7 protein-coding genes and 1 pseudogene are annotated in these 8,008 nt (G+C 60.7%); 6 read left to right on the forward strand and 2 right to left on the reverse strand.

What is annotated here, in order from left to right; translation table 11 throughout:
* Positions 1 to 97: 97 nt before the first annotated feature.
* A pseudogene (locus tag ACQKP2_RS30830) lies at positions 98 to 169 on the forward strand (hypothetical protein); the annotation flags it as partial.
* Between the two features lie 171 nt (positions 170 to 340).
* On the opposite strand, the gene ACQKP2_RS30835 reads toward ACQKP2_RS30830, so the two are convergent.
* Both ACQKP2_RS30835 and ACQKP2_RS30840 read right to left on the reverse strand, forming a co-directional pair.
* Entirely contained in the window at positions 341 to 1,987 is a 1,647-nt protein-coding gene (locus ACQKP2_RS30835; RefSeq protein WP_427582091.1) for a SulP family inorganic anion transporter, read from the reverse strand.
* A gap of 107 nt (positions 1,988 to 2,094) precedes the next feature.
* Complete coding sequence (locus ACQKP2_RS30840) at positions 2,095 to 3,375, reverse strand: serine/threonine transporter (RefSeq protein WP_427582092.1); 1,281 nt, start codon at positions 3,373 to 3,375, stop codon at positions 2,095 to 2,097.
* A 369-nt stretch (positions 3,376 to 3,744) separates the two neighbouring features.
* Between ACQKP2_RS30840 and ACQKP2_RS30845 the strand changes: the two genes are divergently transcribed.
* From ACQKP2_RS30845 to ACQKP2_RS30865, 5 genes are all read left to right on the forward strand, one after another.
* Complete coding sequence (locus tag ACQKP2_RS30845; RefSeq protein ID WP_427582093.1) at positions 3,745 to 4,128, forward strand: tautomerase family protein; 384 nt, start codon at positions 3,745 to 3,747, stop codon at positions 4,126 to 4,128.
* 29 nt (positions 4,129 to 4,157) lie between these two features.
* Positions 4,158 to 4,754, forward strand: coding sequence for a TetR/AcrR family transcriptional regulator (locus ACQKP2_RS30850; protein ID WP_427582094.1), 597 nt, complete (start codon positions 4,158 to 4,160; stop codon positions 4,752 to 4,754).
* A gap of 168 nt (positions 4,755 to 4,922) precedes the next feature.
* Positions 4,923 to 5,888 carry a 2-hydroxyacid dehydrogenase gene (locus ACQKP2_RS30855; RefSeq protein WP_427582095.1) on the forward strand — a complete coding sequence of 322 codons (966 nt, stop codon included), beginning with the start codon at positions 4,923 to 4,925 and terminating at the stop codon, positions 5,886 to 5,888.
* A gap of 143 nt (positions 5,889 to 6,031) precedes the next feature.
* Positions 6,032 to 7,099 (forward strand): phosphotransferase family protein, encoded by a 1,068-nt coding sequence (locus ACQKP2_RS30860; RefSeq protein WP_427582096.1) that lies wholly within the window; start codon positions 6,032 to 6,034, stop codon positions 7,097 to 7,099.
* A 42-nt stretch (positions 7,100 to 7,141) separates the two neighbouring features.
* Positions 7,142 to 7,909 (forward strand): SDR family oxidoreductase, encoded by a 768-nt coding sequence (locus ACQKP2_RS30865; RefSeq protein ID WP_034148850.1) that lies wholly within the window; start codon positions 7,142 to 7,144, stop codon positions 7,907 to 7,909.
* Positions 7,910 to 8,008 lie beyond the last annotated feature (99 nt).

The raw sequence follows: 8,008 nt of genomic DNA on the forward strand, positions 1-8,008 counted from the left end.
GCGCTGCAGCGCTCAAGTCCGAAGGACTGCCCGCGCCGAGAGAAACGTCCATGGCCAAGCTGTACGCCTCCGAAACCCTCAAGCAGTGCGCGCTCCCCTGTCCTTCGACCAGATCGCCGAGTTCCGTGAAGCTGCTGCGAACGCCAAGATCCCGGTCGTTCAAGCCTAACGCTGCAAGGCAATGAAAAACGCCGCCCATCGTGAGATGAGCGGCGTTTTTTTATGCAGCCTGCCTGCGCACCCTCCCCCTGTAGGAGCGAGCATGCTCGCGATGGCGGTGAGTCAGTCGACAAGGATGTAACAGACAGACCGCTATCGCGAGCAGGCTCGCTCCTACAGGTTATGCGCCAGCCTTCAGGGCTTGCTGCACCGCGCCATCCACACTCAGCCCGCTCAACACCACCCCGTTGACGGCCACCTCTGGCAACATTGCCAGCGCCATTTGTGCGTCGTCCTTGAGACGCGCCAGAATCAGATGCTTGCCTTGCGCATGGACTTGCACAAAAAACGCCTGCAACGCCTCGATACTGGTGCCGTCCAGATCGGGCGACTCCTCCAGGCTGACAATCACGGTATGAACCGGCGCCTGCGAATGCCGGATCAGATGCATGGCATTGGCGAGAATCCGTTCGACGTTGGCAAAGAACAAGGCTTCACCCGGCCGGACGATCAGTACACCCGGCTCAGCCATCGCAGAGGGATTGCGTTGCAGATCGACAAAATCATGCCCGCCATCGATCCGCCCAAGCAGCTGGATATCCGCCGCCGACATCTGCTTGAGCATCAGCAGCACACTGATCGCCACCGCCACCAGCAAACCGTCCAGCACCCCCAGCACCAACACCGCAACCACGGCACACAACACCAGCAGGCGGTCACGCCGCCAGATGAAATACCGGCCCAGGGGTTGCAGACTCAAGCCACGCCCCAGGGCATGGATAACGATCGCGGCCAGGATGGGCTCCGGGGTCAAGGCGATGTAAGGCAGTACCGTCAACACGATCAGCAGCACCACCGCCGCCGCCACACCACCGGCCAGGCGTGATGTAGCGCCTGCCGCCTCGTTGGCCGATGTCGCCGAATACCCAGCCCCCGCCGGCATGCCATGAAACAGACCCGACACCAAATTGGATGCGCCCAGCGCCAGCAAGTCCCTGTTCGACGTCACACGATCACCATGTTTAAGCGCGTAAGCGCTGATCGAGCCGTAAGACTCCGCGTAGAGGATCATCACCATGGCAAACGCCAGCTCCCCCAATCGCAGCCAGTCGGCAAACGCCAGCACCGGCAACTTCGGCACCTCCAGCCCCAGATCGATCACGCCGATCAACTTCACGCCATAGGCCGGCAGGTTCAGCCATTGGCCGGCCGCGATGCCGATCACCACCACCAGCAACCCGCCGGGCAAGCGACGAAACCGGGAAAACAGCCATAACAACGCCAGGGTTGCAGCCGCGACTGCCGCGGCCACCGCGTTCCATTGCGGCAGTTGCTCCAGCAACTGCGGCAGAAACCGCACCAGGTTGGACTCGGTCAAATGCACGCCCACCACGCTGGCGACCTGCTTGAAAATGATGGTCAGGGCCAGACCGAAGGAAAAGCCACGCAATACCGGTTTGGCAATGAAGGACGTCACGCTGCCGAGTTTGAACAGCGCGGCCAACAGGAAAAACACGCCGGTCACCAGCACCAGCCCGATGGCCAGGGACGAACGCAGTTGCGGATCGCCATTGGCCAGGGTGGCGGTTGCCGCGGCCAGCACCGCCGCCGATGACGAGGTGGCGGAGACGATGGCGAATCGGCTGGTACCCAGCAGCCCATAGCAGAGCAAACCGGCGAACAACGCGATGACACCGGCCTGCGGGGCCAACGCGGCGATGCTTGAATAGGCGACCGCTTCGGGCAACAACAGCCCGGCAATCGACAGCCCGGCCAACAGGTCTTGCCAACGATTGGACGGTTCAGTGGAGCTGGGTGCTTGGGCCATCGACGATCCTGTATCTGCAGGGGACAGGCAAAAAAAAGCCGCTGCGCGCATCGCACGCAGCGGCCACTGTAGCTGTCAATCCGGCACCGCGCGAGCGGGCCAGGCAATCACGCGCTCAGCGAATAGATCAAGGCCGAAATCGCCACCACACCGACAGCGACGACAAATACATTGGAGGCCTGGCCCCGATAACGGGCCATGGCCGGCACTTTACGGATGGCGTACATCGGCATCAGGAACAGGATGGCTGCGATCACCGGGCCACCCAGGGTTTCGATCATGCCCAGGATGCTCGGATTGAGCGTGGCGACGATCCAGCACACCACCAGCATGAACGCGGCCGTCACACGATCCAGGGTCTTTGCCGCCGGACGCTTGCCGCTTTTGACGATCAGGCCCTTGAGACCTTCACTGGCGCCGATGTAATGCCCGAGGAACGACTTGGAAATGGCCACGAACGCAATCAACGGTGCCGCAAAGGCGATGGTCGGGTTGCTGAAGTGGTTGGCCAGGTACGACAGGATCGACAGGTTCTGCGCTTTCGCTTCGGCCAGTTGCGCCGGCGACAGCGTCAGCACGCAACTGAACACGAAGAACAGCACCATCACCACCATCAACACATGGGCGCGGGACAGGATCTGCGAGCTGCGCTGTTCGGCATAATCGCCATAGCGACGTTTCTGATCGACCGCAAATGCCGAGATGATCGGCGAGTGGTTGAAGGAAAACACCATGACCGGGATCGCCAGCCACAGGGTGTGCAGCAATGCCGACGGCTCAGGCGGCGTGCTGGCCGTGGTGAGGATGCCGCCGTTCCAGTGCGGAATCAGAAACACCGCCAGAAACAGCAAGGCGACGATGAAGGGGTAAACCATCAGGCTCATGGCCTTGACGATCAGTTGCTCGCCACAACGCACCACCGCCAGCAGGCCGAGGATCAGCACCAGCGACAACACCGCACGCGGCGGCGGCATGATGTGCAACTGATGCTCCAGGAAGCTGCCCACTGTGTTGGTCAGCGCCACGCTATAGATCAGCAGGATCGGGAAAATCGCAAAGAAGTACAGCAAAGTGATCAACGCACCGGCCTTGAGGCCGAAATGCTCTTCCACCACGTCGGTGATGTCGGCACCCTCACGACCCGACAGCACGAAGCGGGTCAGGCCGCGGTGTGCATAGAAGGTCATCGGGAACGCCAGCAGCGCCAGGATCAGCAACGGCCAGAAGCCGCCCAGGCCCGCGTTGATTGGCAAAAACAGGGTTCCGGCACCAATCGCCGTGCCGAACAACCCGAGCATCCAGGTGGTGTCCTGGCGATTCCAGCTCGAAAGGGTTGCTGGTGTTGCTGCTACATAGCGTTCGTTAACGCTATTGGCCTGATCATTCATCCGGTGGGATCTCCACATTCCGCTCACTTGCCACCCGGCCAGAGTGCGTCGGAATACCCGACAACCTGCGCCCTGACCGGAACAGGGGCGCGATTGTCCGGGATTAATGAACAGAAGCAAAGACTTAGGTGAAGGACGGTAGTACCAGGTTGCACCCCGCCTCCCTCCCGCCCCCTGTAGGAGCGAGCAAGCTCGCGATGGTTGCCACAGCACCGCGGGGCATCAGACTGCCAGCGTCATCGTTAACGACCATCGCGAGCTTGCTCGCTCCTACAGGGGGGGCAACCCACGACATCCGACGATGAGCACTTGATAAAGGTCCATCATCATGTATTTTGAATGAACCTGTCACCCTTCCGGAGTCTTCCCATGCCACTGGTACGCGTCGATCTGAAAAAGCAGCAGGACCCCACCTACGCCAAACGTGTCGGGCAATTGATCTATGCCGCCTTGCGCAGCGCGATCAATGTGCCGGAAAACGATAATTTCCAGATCCTCGCCGAGCACGACGAGCATCATTTCATCTTCGATCCCCAGTACCTGGGCATCCAGCGCACCGACAATCTGGTGGTCATCCAGATCACCATGAGTGAAGGCCGGACCCTGGAACAGAAAAAACTGCTCTACAAAACCATTGTCGAGAGCCTCAACGCGCAACTGGCGGTGCGTCAGGAAGATGTTTTCATTAATCTGGTGGAAGTGAAGAAAGAAAACTGGTCGTTCGGCAATGGCATTGCCCAATACGTCCTCTGATTTTCAACGTAGATACCTGTGAGCCGCCCATGCCTCGAGTTTCCCGCAAGCAAGCCGACCTCAACCGCGAAATCATCGTCGAGGCCGCGACACGGCTGTTCCGCGAACGCGGCCTGCACGGGATCAGTGTCGTCGATGTCATGGCGGCGGCCGGCCTGACTCATGGTGGCTTCTATGGCCACTTCGAATCCAAGGAAGCACTGGCCAGGGAGGCCAGTGAGCGAGCCTTCAAGGAAGCAGGCAAGCGCTGGCAGGAACGGGCCGACGCCACCGGCGATGGCGATATAGCTGCCGAGCGACGGGCCTTGATCGAGCCCTATCTGTCCGTCGGCAGCCGTGACAACCCCGGCACCAGTTGCCCGGTGGTGGCCTTCGCCGGAGATATGTGTCACGAGAGCGCCGACAGTGGCTTGCGCGAGCCGTTCATGAAGGGCCTGAACCGACTGCTCGACTCCATGGCCAAGCTGGTGGATTCGGACGATGCCGGTGAAAAACGCCAGCAGGCGCTGGTGCAATATTCGCTGATGGTCGGCGCGCTGACGCTGGCCCGGGCCACACGTGGCGATGATCTCTCGGATGAAATCCTCAAGGCTGCGCGGCATTTTCTGCTGGATGAACCCACCTGATCACCTGCCCTCCCCCGGTCCTGCTCCACAGAAAATCCTCATCGGCCGCGCCAGCTCCTACACTGAGTGTCGCGGTCCCGAAGACTTGCAGTCATTGCCCGAACATTCCGGGGCCCGCAGTCTCAAAACGCCGTTCGAGCCGATACCCAATGCCCACAGGAGGCGAGCATGCCCGCAACCGTTCTGGTACTGGTTGAAACCATCAATGATTACCTGCCCATTCTCGAACATCAGGGCTTTCACCTGATCCTTGCACCGACCCCCAGCGAGCGCGCCGAAGCGATCGCCCGACACGGCAGTCAGATCGACGCCGTCCTGACCCGTGGCCCGCTGGGCCTTTACGCCAGTGAAATCGCCGCACTGCCCAAACTCAAGATCATTTGTGTGATTGGCGCAGGCTATGAACACGTCGACCTGCAGGCGGCCGCCGACCGGGGTGTCACCGTCACCAATGGTGCGGGGGTCAATGCCTCGTCCGTCGCCGATCACGCCATGGCCCTGCTGCTGTCACTGGTACGCGATGTGCCTCGTTGCGACGCGGCCGTGCGCCGCGGCGAGTGGCCGAAAATCATGCGTCCGTCCCTGGCTGGCAAGCGCCTGGGCATCCTCGGTCTGGGCGCCGTCGGCATGGCCATCGCCAAACGCGCCTCGGCAGGCTTCGACATGAGCGTGAGCTACCACAATCGCCATCATCGCAGCGAATTGCCCTACCACTTCTGCTCGACGCCCACGGAGCTGGCACGCCATTCGGATTTTCTGATCATCGCCACCCCCGGCGGAATCGGCACGCAACACCTGATCAACCGCCAGGTCCTCGACGCCCTCGGCCCCAGTGGTTTTCTGGTCAACATCGCCCGCGCCAGCGTGCTGGTGACCGCCGATCTGATCAGCGCCCTTGAACAACGGCGCATTGCCGGTGCCGCGCTGGACGTGTTCGACAGCGAACCCCAGGTGCCGGATGCACTCAAGGCGTTGGCCAACGTCATCCTGACACCCCATGTGGCCGGTTTGTCGCCGGAGGCCACCCAGGGCACCGTGGAACTGGTGGGGCGTAACCTGGTGGCGTTTTTTTCCGGTCAACCGGTCCTGACGCCCATTGAGCTGCCACGCGCCATCAGCAGCGCGGTTGTGTAGGACAATTCAAACAGGTGTATCAAAAGCAATGATTGTCCAGCAACACGCTCACCTATAAGGGCCGATCGCGGTTGTAGGTGTCGGGAGCGCACATTAGATTAACCAATAGTTGCAGGCCTCCAGAATAAGCAGAAGGGATAAGCATGGCGCTTACTGACCAGTCCACCCGTGTCCGCTCCGGCGAAGAGCTCGATGCCAGCCTGATCGATCCGTACCTCAAGGCGCACATTCCGGGCCTCCACGGCCTGCCGCGGATCAGCCAGTTTCCGGGCGGCGCATCCAACCTCACTTATTTGCTCGAATACCCCGAACAGGAATTTGTCCTGCGTCGGCCGCCCTTTGGCCACAAAGCCAAGTCCGCCCATGACATGGGCCGCGAATTTCGCATCCTCAATCAACTGCGCGACGGCTTTGCGTATTGCCCCAAAGCTTACGTGCACTGCACCGATGAATCGGTGATCGGTGCCGAGTTCTATGTGATGGAGCGCGTCAACGGCATTATCCTGCGCTCCGAGCTGCCACCGGAACTGGGCCTGGACGCCGCTAAAACCGAAGCCCTGTGCAAGAGCTTCATCGACAAGTTCGTCGAGCTGCACCGGGTCGACTACAACGCCTGTGGCCTGGGCGACCTGGGCAAACCCGAAGGTTACGTGGCGCGGCAGATCAAGGGATGGAGCGAGCGCTACGAAAAAGCCCTCACCCCCGATGCGCCGCACTGGGAGGCAGTCAAAGCCTGGCTCAATGACAAGATGCCGGCCGACCACCCCACCTCCAGCATCGTTCACAACGATTACCGCTTCGACAACGTGATCCTGGACCCGAACAACCCGATGCAGATCATCGGTGTACTCGACTGGGAGCTGACCACCCTGGGTGATCCACTGATGGACCTGGGCAATACCCTCGCCTACTGGATCGAGGCCGCCGACCCGGCACCGGTGCAACTGATGCGCCGCCAGCCCAGCCATGCACCGGGCATGCTGACCCGCCGCGAGTTCGTCGATTATTACGCCGAGCGTTCCGGCATCCGTATCGACAATTTCGATTTCTACTACACCTACGGCCTGTTCCGTCTGGCCGGCATCGTGCAGCAGATCTACTACCGCTTCTACCATGGCCAGACCCAGGACAAACGCTTCGCGCAGTTCATTCACATGAACAAACTGCTGGAGCAGATGAGCCTGCAGGTCATCGACAAATCCAGCCTCTGACAGCGCCCCGGCCCCACAACAAGACTTTTATAAGAGAATCCCATGTCCAAGACTCAGTTGTTCGACCTCGACGGCAAGATCGCTTTCGTTTCCGGTGCCAGCCGTGGCATCGGTGAGGCCATCGCAAAACTGCTGGCGCAGCAAGGTGCCCATGTCATCGTTTCCAGCCGCAAGCTCGACGGCTGCCAGCACGTGGCCGATGCGATCATCGCTGCCGGCGGCAAGGCCACCGCCATCGCTTGCCATATCGGTGAAATGGAGCAGATCAGCCAGGTTTTCGCCGGCATCAAGGAACAGTTCGGACGCCTGGACATTCTGGTCAACAACGCGGCAACCAACCCGCAATTCTGCAATGTGTTGGATACCGACCTCGGCGCTTTCCAGAAAACCGTCGACGTCAACATTCGCGGTTACTTCTTCATGTCGGTGGAAGCCGGCAAGCTGATGCGCGAGAACGGCGGCGGCAGCATCATCAACGTCGCCTCGATCAACGGCGTCTCGCCGGGCGTGTTCCAGGGCATCTATTCGGTGACCAAGGCAGCCGTGATCAACATGACCAAAGTGTTTGCCAAGGAATGCGCGCAGTTCGGCATTCGCTGCAACGCCCTGCTCCCTGGCCTGACCGACACCAAGTTCGCTTCGGCACTGGTCAAGAACGAAGCCATCCTCAATACCGCATTGGCGCAGATCCCACTCAAGCGCGTCGCCGATCCGAGTGAAATGGCCGGCGCCGTGTTGTACCTGGCCAGCGATGCCTCCAGCTACACCACCGGCGTGTCGCTGAACGTAGACGGTGGCTTCCTGTCCTGAAAATAACCTGTGTAGGAGCGAGCAAGCTCGCGATGGACTTCAACGATAACGCGGGGAACCTGATACCCCGCGGTGTCCCGTCTACCATCGCGAGCTTGC

It is taken from the genome of Pseudomonas sp. NPDC089569, from assembly GCF_050280625.1.
Lineage (GTDB): Bacteria > Pseudomonadota > Gammaproteobacteria > Pseudomonadales > Pseudomonadaceae > Aquipseudomonas.

Coding starts and splice junctions, on each gene's coding strand:
- ACQKP2_RS30860 (WP_427582096.1), top strand. CDS start 6,032: ATGGCGCTTACTGACCAGTCCACCCGTGTCCGCTCCGGCGAAGAGCTC.
- ACQKP2_RS30840 (WP_427582092.1), bottom strand. CDS start 3,375: ATGAATGATCAGGCCAATAGCGTTAACGAACGCTATGTAGCAGCAACA.
- ACQKP2_RS30865 (WP_034148850.1), top strand. CDS start 7,142: ATGTCCAAGACTCAGTTGTTCGACCTCGACGGCAAGATCGCTTTCGTT.
- ACQKP2_RS30845 (WP_427582093.1), top strand. CDS start 3,745: ATGCCACTGGTACGCGTCGATCTGAAAAAGCAGCAGGACCCCACCTAC.
- ACQKP2_RS30850 (WP_427582094.1), top strand. CDS start 4,158: ATGCCTCGAGTTTCCCGCAAGCAAGCCGACCTCAACCGCGAAATCATC.
- ACQKP2_RS30835 (WP_427582091.1), bottom strand. CDS start 1,987: ATGGCCCAAGCACCCAGCTCCACTGAACCGTCCAATCGTTGGCAAGAC.
- ACQKP2_RS30855 (WP_427582095.1), top strand. CDS start 4,923: ATGCCCGCAACCGTTCTGGTACTGGTTGAAACCATCAATGATTACCTG.